Below are 14,573 nucleotides of genomic sequence, written 5' to 3'. Positions count from 1 at the left end.
GGGTGGACCCTAACCGCGCACCGCCGCCGGTAGAACCTGTTTCACCTGTTGGGCGACGGCCCGCGCTCGGCCATGTCCTTGGACGAGTGCGGATCGTGGGACTTCCGCCGGCCGCCGACGTGGGATTCGGCGCGCATCCGCTCCGACATCTCCGGGTAGTGCAACTCGAAGGCGGGGCGCTCCGAGCGGATGCGGGGCAGCGTCTCGAAGTTGTGACGCGGCGGCGGGCAGGAGGTGGCCCACTCGAGCGAGTTGCCCGCGCCCCACGGATCGTCGACGGTCACGATCTCGCCGTACCGCCAGCTCTTGATCATGTTCCAGATGAACGGCAGCATCGCGATACCCAGGATGAACGAGCCGACGGTCGAGATCTGGTTGAGGACGGTGAAGTTGTCGCTCGCCAGGTAGTCGGCGTAGCGCCGCGGCATGCCCTGGTTCCCCAGCCAGTGCTGGACCAGGAACGTGGTGTGGAAGCCGATGAACATCAGCCAGAAGTGCAGCTTGCCCAGCCGTTCGTCGTACATCCGCCCGGTGACCTTGGGGAACCAGAAGTAGACGCCGGAGAAGGTGGCGAACACGATCGTCCCGAACAGCGTGTAGTGGAAGTGCGCCACGATGAAGTACGAGTCGTGGATGTGGAAGTCGATCGGCGCGGAGGCCATCATGATGCCGGTCAGGCCGCCGAACAAGAACGTCACCAGGAAGCCCAGCGCGAACAGCATCGGCGTCTCGAAGGTGAGCTTGCCCTTCCACATGGTGCCGATCCAGTTGAAGAACTTCACGCCCGTCGGCACGGCGATGAGATACGACATGAACGAGAAGAACGGCAGCAGAACGGCCCCGGTGGCGAACATGTGGTGCGCCCACACCGCCATCGACAGCGCGGCGATCGCGAGGGTCGCGAACACCAGGCCGGCGTAGCCGAACAGCGGCTTACGCGAGAACACGGGGAAGACCTCGGAGACGATGCCGAAGAACGGCAACGCCACCACGTACACCTCGGGGTGGCCGAAGAACCAGAACAGGTGCTGCCACAGGATGGCCCCGCCGTTGCCTGCCGAGTAGATGCGCCCGCCGAATGTCCGGTCGTAGAAGACGCCCATCGCGGCGGCGGTGAGCAACGGGAAGATGAGCAGGATCAGCACCGAGGTGATGAGCAGGTTCCACGTGAAGATGGGCATCCGGAACATCGTCATGCCCGGGGCACGCAGGCAGACGATGGTGGTGATGAAGTTGACGGCGCCGAGGATGGTGCCGATCCCGCCGATCGCCACCCCGAGGATCCAGAGCTCCGCACCGACGTTCGGCGAGTGGATCTTGTCCGCCAGCGGCATGTACATGGTCCAGCCGAACGCGGCCGCGCCACCGGGCGTGAGGAACCCGGAGAGCGCGATGATCCCGCCGAACGTGAACAGCCAGAAACCGAAGGCGTTCAACCGTGGGAACGCCACGTCCGGGGCGCCGATCTGCAGCGGCATCACGTAGTTGCCGATGCCGATCACGATCGGGGTGGCATAGAACAGCAGCATCACCGTGCCGTGCATGGTGAACAGCTGGTTGTACTGCTCGTTCGCCAGGAACTGCATTCCCGGGAAGAAGAGCTCGGCGCGTAGGAGCAGCGCCATCAGACCGCCGATGAAGAAGAAGATGAAGCACACCACGACGTACATCACGCCGATCTGCTTGTGATCGGTGGTGGTGAGCATCTGCCAGGGCGTCTGCCCCTGGCGCGGAGCGGCAACAGGTGCACCACCCCCGCCGACTGCTCGACTCGACGGGGCAAGCGTTGATGACATGGCACTCCCTTGAGACGACCTGCTGCCGACGCTAGGCGCACGCCTGCGTCTCCGCATTGACCGACGTCAATTTCTCTACTACTGGCCAGACCTCATGCCGGCGGCGATACTCGACACATGCCCAGCTCCCGCCGCGACGGCCTCACCGGCCAGTTCGACCTCGTCGCGGCCCTCGACGCGGAGGGCCGCCAGCAACTGGCGGCCGTCGCGCACACCGTCGAGGTCGAGGCCGGGACGGTACTGCAGACAGTCGGCGGGCCGGCGACCCGACTGCTCCTCGTCACCGCCGGCTCCCTGCACGTGGTGCGCAGCGACAGGGCCGGCCGCCGCCGGATCGTGCGGATCATCGGGCCGGGTGATCACTACGGGTTGGTGGAGCTCGCCCTGGACAGCGCCGCGCGTTACCTCGTCGAAGCCGGCGAGGACTCGACGCTGACCGAGATCCGCTTCGATGACCTGCGGACGATCGCCGACCGCCACCCGGCCCTCCAGCGCGCCATCACCATGGCGCTGGCCCGGAAGACCGCCGAGAGCGAGCACCTGTTGGTCTCGCTCACGTCGGAGGACGTGGCGACCCGGGTGGTGTCCTACCTGCTGTCCCTGCCGCGGCGCCGGGGCGGGGACGGCCGCACCTCGGTGCAGCTGCCGCTGACGCAGATCGACCTCGCCTCGTACCTGGGCACCACCCCGGAGACGCTGAGCCGACGCCTGCGCGAACTCATGGACTCCGGGGCGATCAGCCGCGGGGCGCACCGGGAGTTCACGCTCGACGAGGAACTCCTCGCGCGCTACTGACCGGCCCGGCCACCGCGTGGCGCCCGCCTCACCAGATCACCGGATCACCAGATGCTGACGCGCTCCTCCGGGGCCATCCACATGCCGTCGCCCTCGACCACGCCGAAGGACTCGTGGAAGTCGTCGAGATTCTTGACGACCTGGTTGCAGCGGAACTCCGGCGGCGAGTGGGGGTCCACCGCCAGCCGGCGGGCGGCCTCCTCGGCTCGGGTCTTGGTGCGCCACACGATCGCCCACGAGGCGATGAGCCGCTGGATCCCGGTGAGGCCGTCGATCTCCGGGCCCACGTCGGTGCCCTGCACGGGCTCGCCGTCGACGCTCTGTGCCAGCCGGTAGGCCAGCAGGGCGATCGTCAGCCCGCCGAGGTCACCGATGTTCTCGCCCACCGTGAAGGCACCGTTGACGTGGTCCTTCTCCGGGTCCAGGCCGTCGGGGGTGAGGCCCTCGTACTGGGCGATCAGCTTGTCCACGCGGATGCTGAAGGCGGACCGGTCCGCGTCGGTCCACCAGTCGACGAGGTTCCCCTCGCCGTCGTACTTCGATCCCTGGTCGTCGAAGCCGTGGCCGATCTCGTGCCCGATCACCGCACCGATCGCCCCGTAGTTGGCGGCGTCGTCGGCGTCGGCGTCGAAGAACGGCGGCTGCAGGATCGCGGCGGGGAACACGATCTCGTTCATGACCGGGTTGTAGTAGGCGTTGACCGTCTGCGGCGTCATGTGCCACTCACCGCGGTCGACCGGGCCGCCGAGCTTGCCGAGCTCGTAGTCGTGCTCGAACCGCGCGGAGCGCCGGACGTTGCCGAGGAGGTCGTCGGCCTTCACCTCGAGCGCCGAGTAGTCACGCCACTCGTCGGGGTAGCCGATCTTGGGCACGAACGCCTCGAGCTTGGCCAGCGCCCGCTCCTGGGTTGCGGGGGTCATCCACGGCAGCCGGCTGATCGAGTAGCGGTAGGCGGCGGTGAGGTTGGCGACGAGCTCCTCCATCCGCGCCTTGTGCCCGGGCGGGAAGTGGCGGGACACGTACTCCCTGCCCACCTCCTCACCGAGGGCCGCCTCGACCGCGCCGACGCCGCGCTTCCAGCGCGCCTTGATCTCCTCGGTGCCCGACATCGCGGTGCCGTAGAAGCGGAAGTTCTCGTCCACCAGGTCCGAGGTCAGGTACGGGGCGCGCGAACTGACGACCCGCCAGCGCAGCCACTCGGTCCACGTCTCGAGCGGCTCGCCGGCCCAGAGTTCGGCCACCGCGGTGAGGAAGTCGGGCTGCATGGCCACCAGGCGGCCGAAGGTCTCCTCTGTGCCGCCGACCTCGCGCGCCCACTCGTGCCACGGGAAGCCGGGCGCCAGCGCGGGCAACTCGTCCCAGGTGACGGGGTTGTACGTCTTGTCGGCGTCGCGGCGGGCCACCACGTCCCAGTGCGCGGCGGCGATGCGGGTCTCCAGGGCGACGATCCGCTCGGCACGCGCGCGGGCGTCCCCGGCGCCGGCGAGGCTGGCCAGTTCGAGCATCCGCGCGATGTGCTCGGTGTACTGCTCGCGGATCGGCCCGTACTGCTCCTCCCGGTAGTAGGACTCGTCCGGCAGCCCGATTCCGTTCTGAACCAGGTAGAGGATGTACTCGCTGGAGTTCTTGGCGTCGTTGTTGACGTAGGCCCCAATCAGACCGCCGATGCCGGCCCGCTCGAGGCGTGCCATGGCCAACGCCAGCGAGGTGGCGTCGGTGGCGGCGTCGATCTCCGCCAGGTCGGGGGCGAGCGCCGCCACGCCCGCGGCCTCGACCGCGTCGGTGTCCATGAAGGAGGCGTAGAAGGCGCCGATCTGCGAGTCTACGGCGGCGTCGGTGATGATGTCGCGCACTCGCTCCTCGGACAGGTCACGCAGGGCGAGGAACGCGCCGTCGATGGGACGGTCGGCGGGGATCACGTGGTCGCGGATCCAGGTGCCGTTGACGTGCTGGTACAGGTCGTCCTGGGACCGCACGTCGGTGTTGATGTACCGGAGATCCAGGCCGGAGGGGCGCTGGGTGTCGGTGGTGGGGTTCTCGGTCGCAGTCATGCGACCAGGTTACGGAAACGCGCGGATCTGGCGGGCCGGACTCAGGGCTCAGGACTCAGGGCTCAGGGCTCAGGGCAGACCGTGACGCGCGTTGAAGTCCTTGGCGCCGTTGTAGGCGTCGACCATTCCCCAGACCCAGAAGCCGAACATGATCGGCAGTCCGATGAGGATCACCGACAACAGGGCGCCGATGCAGTAGCCGGCGAAGATGCCGATCCCCTTGCCGGTCGAGCCGTTGAGGAGCGTGCCGAGCCCCGGGATGATCAGCGATGCCACCAGCATGATCGCCGGGTCCTTGCGCGCCACCTGCGGGTACTGGCCGTAGGGCTGGACCGCGCCGTACGCGGGCGTCCCGTAGCCCGGCGTAGCGAATCCCGGGCCGGTCAGGGGCTGCCCGCCGTAGGGCTGGGCTCCGTACTGCTGATCGCCGAACTGCTGGTGCCCGAACGGCTGGTTCCCGAACGGCTGGGCCCCGTACTGCTGGGCTTCGTACTGCTGGGTCCCGAACTGCTGGTTCCCGAGAGGATCCGCGAGGTAGGGGTTCGCACCATAGGGCGCCCCGGCCTGGTCCGTTCCCGGCGACGGATCGTTCCGCCAGTCGCTCGACGGGCTCGAGGTGCCGTCGCCCGCGAACGCATCGAAATCCTCGGGGCGGCGATCGTCAGCGGGGTGGCTCATGGCACCACAGTAGCCCCGAGCTCTGACGCCCGCATGGTCGTCGCGACGGCGGGCCGGTGCTGGTGACGGCCCGCGGGCGGAGGAGTCGTCACACGTCCACGTGGAGGCGATTGTGCTCGGAGGCTGCCCGGTAGGCGTCGACGATTCCCCAGATCCACGTCCCGAACATCACGGCGAGAGCACCGAGGATCACGGCCAGGTTGACGGGCGAGAGATCCACACGCGTGGTGAACAGCGTGAAGAACAGGATTGCGAGAACGGCGAACGGGGTCCCGTAGTGGATGGCCATGATGGTCACTCCTCGCCGGACCTGCCCGTTGATGATCGTCCCCAGGCCGGGAACGAAGAAGGAGGCCACCGCGTATACGAGCGGGTCCCTGCGGGGCTCCGCGGGCCGGTACGGCGCCGCCTGTTCGCGCCAGTGATCGCCGGGGGTGTTCACGGCCAGCAGTCTAGAAGGGACCGCATCAGTGGCGAGCAGTCATCTCCGGGCGCGACCAGATGTCCGCGCAATCCACGCAGGCGTCCTCGGAGACGATCCCGGCACGCTGCAACCGCCCGTAGATCCAGCAACCGAGGCAGAACCCGAGCGCCGCCTCCGCGAGAGCCGCGAGCACCAGCACACCGAGCACCACGGCGCCCGCGGTGGCGAAGCCGGCGAGGAACAAGCCGAACGCGACTCCGGACATCACCAGACCGATGGTCTGCGCGAACCGCTTGGGCGCCCCGGCCACCATCCTCGGCTCGGCACTGACCCTGGGCGCCAGCACGTGCACCGACAGCCGGCCGAACGGCGAATACCGGGGGCCGCCGGCGACGCGGAGCGCGAAGCCCACGAAGAGCGCGCCGGCGAGCCAGGTCTGAACGGGCGCCGACACGATGATCGTGACCACCGCGAGCGTGACGACGAGCGCCGCGGTGCAGCGTGCCGCGTAGTCGTTGACGATCTCGGGGAAGGCGAACGCCTCGCGCAGACTCATCGTGCCGACCTCTCAGACTTTCCGGATAGACCGATCTGTCTATCGCTGGGAACGAGACTACTCCCGACCGTCGAGAAATCCCAGGCCGATGGCGACGGCGACCGCGCCACCACGTCCGGAGAGGTGCGCGGCCGGTCGGACGAAATTGTGCGGATCTAAGGTGGGGCCCGTGGCCCCTCCTCTGCGTCGTCGTTCCGAGAACCCCCGTCCCCCGACCGCCCCGAGCGTTCCGCGGCCCGAGCAGCTCGACGCCCCCGGCTCCGAACTCGAGACCGACGGACTCTGGGACGGGGTCCTGGCCGGCGCCGAGGACGGGCCGGACCTCATGGACGGGCCCGCCGACCTCGGCGGGATGGAGATCCGTGAATCGCTGGTGCAGGGGCTTCGCCTGAGCAGTGCCCGCGCCGACAGCCTGCGCCTCACGGACGTCGAACTCCGCGACTGCGACCTGTCCGGCCTCGTCGCCGACGGCGCCTCGCTGACCCGCGTGCGGTTCGTCGGATGCCGACTGACCGGACTGGTGCTGTCCGCCGCCCGACTCACCGATGTCTCGTTCGAGGACTGCCACGCCGACATGATCAACCTGCGCATGGCCCGGCTCCAGCGGATCCGCCTGTCCGGCACCCGCGGCCGCCAGGCCGACTTCCACGAGGCCCAGGTCTCGGACCTGTCCACCGAGGGCGCGGACCTGCGCGGGACGAACTTCGAGCGCGCGCAGCTCGCCGCCGCCGACCTGCGGGGCGCCGACCTGGAAGATCTTCGCGGGGCCTCGGCGCTGCGCGGCGCGCTCATCTCGCCGGAGCAGGTTCTGGGCGTGGGCCTGGCCCTCATCGGCGAGACCGGGATCCGGGTCGCCTGACCGCCGCGCGGCCGCCCGGGCAGGCGGCTCGACAGGTCAGGGCAGGTGCGAGCCGACCTCGCGCCACTGGTTGGCCGCCCGGTTGATCACGGCCTGCAGTCGCAGCACCTGCTCCCTGTCGGTGAGCACGATGTCCTGCCCGCCCGTACTCAGGCGCAGTTCCGGCGCTCCGCGGCCGGCACCGTCCGCGTCCAGTAGCACGGTTTCGGCGACGACCACCTCGAGGAACGGGTCGTCGTCCGGCCCGTCCACCTCGGTGACGAGGCGCTCACGGTATCGGAGGGTGGTGAGGTCGATGGCATCGGTCATGAGGGGCACTCCCGACTGGTATTGGTTACGTCCTCAAGGTTATGTGCGAATTCCGGCAGATCGCACGGGTGGGGCTGCGTGTTACCGGTTGTTGTGAATCCGTGACACTTGTTTCGGGGCCAAACCAATCCGCGGCCGGGACGGGCGGCCCCTACAACCAGCTGGGAAATAGTTGCGCGAGTTGCTTGTGTGGCGCGTGTTACTCCCGGATACTCGCCCCATGACTCCTGCCGGTCCGCCTGCCCGAGCCACCCTCATCCCTCGCCCATCCCTCACTCGGCTGCTCGTCGCCCTGATCTCGACCGTCCTTCTGACGCTGGGGCTTCTCGTCGTCGTCATCAACAATCCCCGCGCCGACGCGGCGGAACCCCTGGACCCCGTGTTCCACGGCCTCGCGGAGGGTCTCGACTCGTCCAGCTGGCAGCACCCGCACGGCGCCCCCGTGGGCTGGCACCAGGCCGCCGCGGCGGGGCAGACCTTCGCGTTCATCAAGGCCACCGAGGGCACCGGGCCCGCCAACCGCTACTACGAGTCCGACGTCCAGAACGCCCGCTCAGCAGGGATGTTGGTCGGTAGCTACCACATGGCCCGGCCCGGGATGGAGCCCGCGCAGCAGGCCCACGCGTTCGCCGACCGGCTGCAGTCGGTGGGCGGTCCGCAGCTGCCGCCCGTGCTGGATCTCGAAAACGCGGAGGACCTGGATCCCGCCGAGCTCGCCGAGTGGACCCGGGTCTTCCTCGATACGCTCCGCGAGCGGACCGGGCGCACCCCGATCCTCTACACGTACCGGTCCTTCTGGATCGACAAGATGGCCAACACGACGCGCTTCGCCGAGTACCCGCTGTGGCTCGCCGAGTACGAGGTGTCGCAGCCGACCCGGCCCATGATCGGCGGCTGGAGCGAGTGGCTGTTCTGGCAGCGCGCCGAAACGGGCCGCGTGTCCGGTTTCGTCGACCACGTGGACCTCAACGTCTTCGCCGGCACGCGCGCCGATCTGGACGCTTGGGTGGGGCCCGTGGCGCCGGTTCCGCCGCCCCCGACCGAGCCGGCGCCTGCGCCTGCTCCCGAGCCGGTGGCCGCTCCTGCCCCCGCCGCCGAGCCCGCACCAGCGCCGGTGGCCGCTTCCACACCCGCACCCGCGCCCGCGTCAGCTCCCGAACCCGCGCCCGTCCCGGAAGCGCCGAGTGCCCCGAGCGCATAAGCCGATCCACGGTGCGAGCCCACTCGTGCCACAGCGGCAGCCGACCGCCTACCTGTTCGGCACGCCCGCCGATGACCGCCGGCCCCGCCGCCTCACCGCCGCGCGGATCGCACGCCACCCGATGAGGAACACCGCGGTGACGGTGGCGGCCACGATGATGAAGCTCCAGTGCGGCACCCGACCGTCACCGATGCCTCGGATGACCATGCCCACCACGACCGTCGCCACCCACACGAGCACGCCGGAGCCGACCGAGCCGGGCGCGCGCCGCGTGACCAGCAGGATCAGCCAGCCCACCGCGAGCCCCACGAGGAACGGCCACGCGGTCCCCCACACCTGCGCCGCGCCGAGCCCCTCCGAGTGCGCTCCGCGGCCGAACGTGGAGAACACCACGACCAGCACCGCGTCCAGCGCGACCATCCCCAGCGGAACCACAACGCTCACCGATCCTTCTCGTCGTTGTTCGCGTACTCATCGCGCGGTCGCACATCCGTGTGCGCCTCTCCGCGGTCATCCGGGGCGCTCCTCGTGGGCCGCAGCCGGATCGGGCCGGAGTCGTGCGCTGACGAGGGTCGCCACAGCCGTCCCTTGTGTGGCCACATCGAGGCGGCCGCGGTCGTCGGCGCAGCGGCCTCGGTGCCTCGCGCGGCCCCCGGATCCGACGACGACGAAGCCACCTCCGACGCCGCATCCACCGATGTGGATCGCTCCGGCGACGGGCTGCCCTTGTCCTCGGACTCGATGTCCGGATCCACGTCGGTGACGCCGCGGTAGAAGAGGAAGAACACCACCCAGCCGGCCAGCGCGACCAGGACGAAGCTGACGATGCGGTAGACGAACACGGTCGCGAACGCCTCGTGCGCGCCGAGCCCACCGGCGGTCAGGGCCGTGATGAGCGCGAACTCCACGGTCCCGAGCCCGCCGGGTGTGATCGGCGCGGTGGCGACGATCTTGCCGGTCACGTACGCGATGCACAGGCCGCCGATGCTGTGCTGGGCGCCCACCGCATTCGCGGCCGCCCACAGGCAGCCGATGTCCGCGACCCAGTTCAGCAGCGAGAACGCGAAGGCCTTCGACAGTTGGGTCTTGCTCAGATCGACGGCCTCGGCCTGACTGACGACCCGGCGCACCCCGCCGGCCCCGTGGTCGGCGGGCTTGTTGCGCCGCTCGTTGATCCAGGCCAGGGCCGTCAGCAGGACGCCCTCGATCTTGTCCGGGTTACGGGCGGCCCACTGGACGCCCACGAAGATCGCCGCGAGTCCGAACGCCGAGAGCACCAGCAGGAACGGGTTGGACACCGAGCCGACCAGGAAGAAGCCGACCAGCGCCAGGAGCACGATGCCGACGGTCGACAGCACGCCCGAGATGACGAGCTGCCACGACGCGACCACCCGGGTGGCCCCCCACTGCCGGGTCTTGCGGTAGGTCAGGGTGGTGCCGAAGACCTGCCCGCCCGGGATGCAGGTCGAGAACGCGTTGGACGAGAAGACCAGGCCGACGCTGGCCCAGTAGCCCACCTTGACGCCCGCCGACTGCAACAGCAGTTTCTGCACCGAGCCGTAGCTCGACATCGACAGGTAGGAGAACACGAGAGCGACCGCGATCCAACCCCAGTGTGGGCTGGCCACGGCCTCGAATCCCCGGGCGAAGAACGGCATCTGGCCGCGCAGCCAGTAGAGGATCAACCCCAGGATGGTGAGCGTCGCGATGGTCTTGAACCACGGGTTGGACAGGACCGCCCGGACACGGCGCCACACCTCGCCTGCCGTACCCGTCATCCCGCCACCATAACCACAGTTTCGGACCCGGCTCCGGAGCCCACACCGGGCACCGAGCCGGGCGTCACCCGTCGTACCTCTGCTGGCGTTCCCGCATGAGTCGGGCGATCAGGTCCGCTGCGGGGATCTTCTCCCCGTCGCTGTCGACGGCGGCGACGGGCTCGTCGTCGTACTCCGCGTCGATGACCGGCTCGAACTCGGACTCGGGCTCGGCGACGGCCTCCGGCGCGGGTGCGGGGGCGGGGGCGTGCTCGTAGACGGCAGGCTCGTCGTGGTGACAGCGCTCCTGGGCTGCGGGCTCGTCGTCGTACTCCTCGTCGCGCTCGAGCAGGGCCACCGGCGCTCCCGCCGCCACGCCGGCGCGCGCCGTCGCTGCCCCGGCGGTCACAGGATCAGCCGTGACCGCGCCGGCCGGGGCGGGGCCGCCGGGGAGATACTCGGGCTCGTCCTCGAGTTCCGCCTCGCCCAGGCCGATCCGCTCCTGGATGCGCTTCATCCACTTCGGCGCCCACCAGCAGTCGGGGCCGAGCATCTGCATCACCGCCGGGACGAGCAGCATTCGGATGACGGTGGCGTCGAGGATCAGCGCGGCGATCATGCCGAACGCGATGTACTTCATCATCACGATCTCGGAGAACGCGAACGCCCCGGTCACCACGATGAGGATCAGTGCGGCCGAGGTGATGATGCGGCCGGTGTTGGCCACGCCGCTCCGGATGGCCTCGGCGGTCTTGGCGCCGCGGGCGCGGGCCTCGACCATCCGGGAGACCAGGAAGACCTCGTAGTCGGTGGACAGTCCGTAGATGATCGCCATCAACAGCACCACGACCGGCGAGGTGAGCGGCCCGGGTGTGAAGCCGAGCAGGCTCGCGCCGTGGCCGTCGACGAAGATCCAGGTGAGGATGCCGAGCGTCGCGCCCAGCCCCAGCATGTTCATGAGGGCGGCCTTGATCGGCAGCACCAGGGACCCGAACGCCAGGAACATGAGGATCGTCGTGGCGAGCAGCACGTAGAGCACGAACCACGGCAGTCCCTTGACCAGGGCGTCGACCGAGTCGGACTCCATGGCCGGGTTACCGCCCACGAACACCTCGGTGCCGGCGGGGATCGGGAACGTCTGTAGGAATTCGACCGTCTCGGCGGGGGCGTTCCTGTCGACCAGGCCGGTCTGGAGCACCACCACCTCGCGGCCCTGCGCGTCCTGCTCACCCGAGCGGGCGAACTGGAAGGGCCCGGTCAGGCCGGGTGCCTCGTTGGCGGCGGAGCGGATCTGCGACAGGGAGTTGCCGTCGGAGCCGATCACCACCAGCTTCACCGGGTCGGTGCGGGTGCCGGGGAAGTTCTGGTCGTAGCTCTCCTGCGCCACGCGGGTGGTGTTGTCCGGCGGCAGGTAGGTCTCGTTGATGCCGCCGAACTTGACCCCGGAGAACGGGATGATCAGCGCGACGAGCACCACCACGACCGGCACGGCCACGGCGACGGGGTGCTTCATCGAGAAGTCGGCGACGCGGCCGAACAGGCCGTTCTCGACCTGCTCGCGGGTGCGGTGACGCTGGAAACGCTTGATGCCCAGCGCGTCGACGTGGCGGCCCAGCAGCACCAGCACCGCCGGCAGCAGAGTCACCGAGAGCACGGCCGCCAGGATCACCGCGGCGATCGCGCCGTAGGCCACCGACTTGAGGAAGGCCTGCGGGAACACCAGCAGACCGGACAGGGTCACGCCCACCATGACGGCGGAGAACACGACTGTGCGCCCGGCTGTCGCCACCGACCGGCGCACCGCGACTTCGGGCGGATAGCCCTCGGCCATCTCCTCCCGGAACCGGCTCACCACGAACAGGCCGTAGTCGATCGCCAGGCCCAGGCCGATGAGCGTCACCACGTTCTGGGCGAACGAGTTGACCGGGGTGACCAGCGAGAGCAGGTGCAGGGACCCGAGGGAGCCGAGGATCGTCAGCACGCCCACGGCCACCGGCAGGAACGCGGCCACCACCCCGCCGAACACCACGATGAGCAGGATGAACACCAGCGGCAGCGCGATGAGTTCGGCGCGCACGAGGTCGGCGTCCATGCCGTCCTGGAGCGCCCCGGCCACCGGCTGCAGACCGGCGATGTCCGCTTCGATGCCCTCGACGGGGATCGAGTCCTCGATCACCCGGAAGTTCTCGAGGATCTCCTCTTCCTCACCGGCGATCTGGATGGACGCCACCGCGATCCCGGCGTCCCGGTTGACCAGCGCCGGGGACTGGTTGAACACGAAGCTGGTCACGCCGGTGACCTGGTCGGGGAACTCGGTGCGGATCGACTCCAGCGAGGACCGGATGGGGTCCTGGAACGCCGGATCGTCCACGGAGACGCCCTCGGGGGCGTGGTAGGTGACCACCACGTCGCCCAGCGCGTCGCGCCCGTACGCCTCCTGCTCGAGCTGCTCCGCCGTGGCCCAGCCGCTCTCGGGGTCTTCGAACCCGCCCTGACCGAACGGGTTGCCGAACGCGCTGCCGGCGATGCTGAGGAACGCCATGACCAGAACGGAGCAGACCAGGACCAGGATGCGTCGGCGGGCGACGAACCGCCCGAGTGAGTTGAACACGCGGCAGTACTCCTAACGCGAGGCGAGCAGGGCGGTGAGCGGCCGGAGCGGCTGCAGCCAAGCGCCTTCGTCGGGCAGGTTGTCGAGGCTGACCCGGGGCAGGGGCTCCCGGAACACGCCGGGGATGTCCTCCAGGTCGAGGAAGCTGATGGTCTCGTGCTGGACGGCCCAGGTCGCGTGTTCGCGGAACCCGATCACCGTGACCGGGATGTCGTGGGCGAGGTCCTCGAGCGGCTCGCGGAAGGCCTGCCCGTCGGCGGAGGCCACCACCACACCGGCGAGGCGCCCGGACTCGGCCCGCTTGTCGATGTGCTCGAGCATGTCCTCGTCGACATCCGAGTCTTCGCTCGTCTTGGGCTTGGCGAACACCGCGAAACCCACGTTGCGCAGCGCCTCAACCCACGGCCGGACGTTGTCGGAGGTGCCGGAGACGATGTTGGTGAAGACCGTCGCCTCGGCCTCGAGGGTGTCCTCGGAGCGCGCCGACAGGTCGGCGGTGTGGCCGAGCAGCCAGCGGCCCAGCGCGTCGAAACGCGGACGGAACACGGCGGTGGGCCGCCCGCCGAGGATCGAGCCGAGCCCCATGTCGACGTTCGGGGCGTCCCACACCAGAAGCACCACCCCCGACTCGTCGGGAGCGGTCGCGGCCGCCGTGTCGGGGTTCCGCGTCTCGTCTGATGGGGTCATGGGTCCGCCTCGGTTTTTCGTCGTCGGGGTCTCGGGTCGGGTCGCCGGCCGCAGCCGGGTCAGCCTCTGCGGCGCCAGAGGAACTCGTTGATCACTCGCTCCTCCTGCAGTCCCTTGCCCTCGAACTTCGTCACGGGTCTGTCCAGACTGAACGGTACGTGGCCGACGTCCGTCGCGGTGTCAAGCCGCTCAAGCGCCGGCTCCGCGTCTCCGGTCGGGCCGATCCATTCGGCGTAGTCGACGTGGTCGGTGGCCACGTGCAGCACGCCGCCGGGCCGCAGCCGCGAGGCGATGAGCCCGAACGTGCCGGACTGCAGCAGCCGCCGCTTGTGGTGGCGGGCCTTGGGCCACGGATCCGGGAAGAAGACGCGCACGCCGGTCAGGCTGTCGGGCGCGATCATGTTGGTGAGCACGTCCACGCCGTCGCCGCGGATCATGCGGACGTTCTGCAGGTCCTCGCGCAGGATCATGCCGAGCAGCTGGGCCAGGCCGGGCTGGTAGACCTCGACCGCGATCACGTCGACGTCCGGCTCGACCGCCGCCATCGCCGCCGTCGAGGTGCCGGTTCCGGAGCCGATCTCCACCACGAGCGGCGCCGTGCGACCGAACAGTTCCTGCGGGTCGACGAGCGTGTCGGAGACGTTCTGACCGTAGGTCGGCCAGTGCTCGTCCCAGTTGCGCTGCTGCCCCGGGCGCATGGTGCCGCGCCGGAATCGGTAGGCCGTCACGCGGGGGAACAACCGGGAGCTGTCGTCCGCCGTCGTCTCCCCGTCCGGGGTCTCGTCGGACTCCGGCACGGGGTTCTCGCTCTGGTTCACCCGGCCATCATCCCGTAATGCGCGGTCGGGT

Annotated in this window: 14 protein-coding genes; 3 read left to right on the top strand and 11 right to left on the bottom strand. The window is 69.5% G+C overall.

Features of this window, described 5'->3' with window-relative positions; translation table 11 throughout:
* Nucleotides 1-41: 41 nt before the first annotated feature.
* Nucleotides 42-1,796, bottom strand: a complete 1,755-nt coding sequence (gene ctaD, locus ACWGLC_RS13885; RefSeq protein ID WP_452100441.1) for an aa3-type cytochrome oxidase subunit I — start codon at nt 1,794-1,796, stop codon at nt 42-44.
* Between the two features lie 117 nt (nt 1,797-1,913).
* Between ctaD and ACWGLC_RS13880 the strand changes: the two genes are divergently transcribed.
* A complete protein-coding gene (locus ACWGLC_RS13880; RefSeq protein ID WP_452100440.1) occupies nt 1,914-2,591 on the top strand; it encodes a Crp/Fnr family transcriptional regulator in 678 nt (225 codons plus the stop codon).
* Between the two features lie 44 nt (nt 2,592-2,635).
* On the opposite strand, the gene ACWGLC_RS13875 is transcribed toward ACWGLC_RS13880, so the two are convergent.
* From ACWGLC_RS13875 to ACWGLC_RS13860, 4 genes are all read right to left on the bottom strand, one after another.
* Entirely contained in the window at nt 2,636-4,642 is a 2,007-nt protein-coding gene (locus ACWGLC_RS13875; protein WP_452100439.1) for a M13 family metallopeptidase, read from the bottom strand.
* Between the two features lie 69 nt (nt 4,643-4,711).
* Nucleotides 4,712-5,320, bottom strand: a complete 609-nt coding sequence (locus ACWGLC_RS13870) for a hypothetical protein (protein WP_452100438.1) — start codon at nt 5,318-5,320, stop codon at nt 4,712-4,714.
* 88 nt (nt 5,321-5,408) lie between these two features.
* On the bottom strand, nt 5,409-5,762 hold the full coding sequence (locus ACWGLC_RS13865) for a hypothetical protein (RefSeq protein WP_452100437.1): 354 nt from the start codon (nt 5,760-5,762) through the stop codon (nt 5,409-5,411).
* Between the two features lie 25 nt (nt 5,763-5,787).
* Nucleotides 5,788-6,300: a DUF4395 domain-containing protein gene (locus ACWGLC_RS13860; RefSeq protein ID WP_452100436.1), complete on the bottom strand. Its 513-nt coding sequence runs from the start codon at nt 6,298-6,300 to the stop codon at nt 5,788-5,790.
* Between the two features lie 169 nt (nt 6,301-6,469).
* Between ACWGLC_RS13860 and ACWGLC_RS13855 the strand changes: the two genes are divergently transcribed.
* Nucleotides 6,470-7,159 carry a pentapeptide repeat-containing protein gene (locus tag ACWGLC_RS13855; protein WP_452100435.1) on the top strand — a complete coding sequence of 230 codons (690 nt, stop codon included), beginning with the start codon at nt 6,470-6,472 and terminating at the stop codon, nt 7,157-7,159.
* 36 nt (nt 7,160-7,195) lie between these two features.
* Here the strand turns inward: ACWGLC_RS13855 and ACWGLC_RS13850 are convergent, their stop codons facing one another.
* A complete protein-coding gene (locus tag ACWGLC_RS13850; RefSeq protein WP_452100434.1) occupies nt 7,196-7,468 on the bottom strand; it encodes a hypothetical protein in 273 nt (90 codons plus the stop codon).
* Nucleotides 7,469-7,688: 220 nt separating this feature from the next.
* Here ACWGLC_RS13850 and ACWGLC_RS13845 point away from each other — a divergent pair, with 220 nt between their 5' ends.
* Nucleotides 7,689-8,669, top strand: a complete 981-nt coding sequence (locus ACWGLC_RS13845) for a glycoside hydrolase family 25 protein (RefSeq protein ID WP_452100433.1) — start codon at nt 7,689-7,691, stop codon at nt 8,667-8,669.
* A gap of 48 nt (nt 8,670-8,717) precedes the next feature.
* On the opposite strand, the gene ACWGLC_RS13840 is transcribed toward ACWGLC_RS13845, so the two are convergent.
* The 5 genes from ACWGLC_RS13840 to trmB all read right to left on the bottom strand — a co-directional run bounded on the left by ACWGLC_RS13840 (nt 8,718) and on the right by trmB (nt 14,542).
* Nucleotides 8,718-9,113, bottom strand: a complete 396-nt coding sequence (locus ACWGLC_RS13840; RefSeq protein WP_452100432.1) for a DUF3054 domain-containing protein — start codon at nt 9,111-9,113, stop codon at nt 8,718-8,720.
* Nucleotides 9,110-10,447 carry a lysylphosphatidylglycerol synthase transmembrane domain-containing protein gene (locus ACWGLC_RS13835; protein WP_452100431.1) on the bottom strand — a complete coding sequence of 446 codons (1,338 nt, stop codon included), beginning with the start codon at nt 10,445-10,447 and terminating at the stop codon, nt 9,110-9,112. The genes ACWGLC_RS13840 and ACWGLC_RS13835 overlap by 4 nt, the downstream gene beginning before the upstream one ends.
* A 64-nt stretch (nt 10,448-10,511) precedes the next feature.
* Nucleotides 10,512-13,037, bottom strand: coding sequence for an MMPL family transporter (locus tag ACWGLC_RS13830; protein ID WP_452100430.1), 2,526 nt, complete (start codon nt 13,035-13,037; stop codon nt 10,512-10,514).
* A gap of 12 nt (nt 13,038-13,049) precedes the next feature.
* Nucleotides 13,050-13,724, bottom strand: a complete 675-nt coding sequence (locus ACWGLC_RS13825; RefSeq protein WP_452100429.1) for an NYN domain-containing protein — start codon at nt 13,722-13,724, stop codon at nt 13,050-13,052.
* 59 nt (nt 13,725-13,783) lie between these two features.
* Complete coding sequence (gene trmB, locus ACWGLC_RS13820) at nt 13,784-14,542, bottom strand: tRNA (guanosine(46)-N7)-methyltransferase TrmB (protein ID WP_295654052.1); 759 nt, start codon at nt 14,540-14,542, stop codon at nt 13,784-13,786.
* Between the last annotated feature and the right edge of the window lie 31 nt (nt 14,543-14,573).

The sequence above is a fragment of the Dietzia sp. NPDC055877 genome (assembly GCF_053615975.1).
The sequence above is the reverse complement of the archived record's forward strand: the minus strand, read 5'-3'. Positions and strand labels throughout refer to the sequence as shown.

Coding starts and splice junctions, on each gene's coding strand:
- ACWGLC_RS13860 (WP_452100436.1), bottom strand. CDS start 6,300: ATGAGTCTGCGCGAGGCGTTCGCCTTCCCCGAGATCGTCAACGACTAC.
- ctaD (WP_452100441.1), bottom strand. CDS start 1,796: ATGTCATCAACGCTTGCCCCGTCGAGTCGAGCAGTCGGCGGGGGTGGT.
- ACWGLC_RS13845 (WP_452100433.1), top strand. CDS start 7,689: ATGACTCCTGCCGGTCCGCCTGCCCGAGCCACCCTCATCCCTCGCCCA.
- ACWGLC_RS13835 (WP_452100431.1), bottom strand. CDS start 10,447: ATGACGGGTACGGCAGGCGAGGTGTGGCGCCGTGTCCGGGCGGTCCTG.
- ACWGLC_RS13880 (WP_452100440.1), top strand. CDS start 1,914: ATGCCCAGCTCCCGCCGCGACGGCCTCACCGGCCAGTTCGACCTCGTC.
- ACWGLC_RS13870 (WP_452100438.1), bottom strand. CDS start 5,320: ATGAGCCACCCCGCTGACGATCGCCGCCCCGAGGATTTCGATGCGTTC.
- ACWGLC_RS13850 (WP_452100434.1), bottom strand. CDS start 7,468: ATGACCGATGCCATCGACCTCACCACCCTCCGATACCGTGAGCGCCTC.
- ACWGLC_RS13825 (WP_452100429.1), bottom strand. CDS start 13,724: ATGACCCCATCAGACGAGACGCGGAACCCCGACACGGCGGCCGCGACC.
- ACWGLC_RS13875 (WP_452100439.1), bottom strand. CDS start 4,642: ATGACTGCGACCGAGAACCCCACCACCGACACCCAGCGCCCCTCCGGC.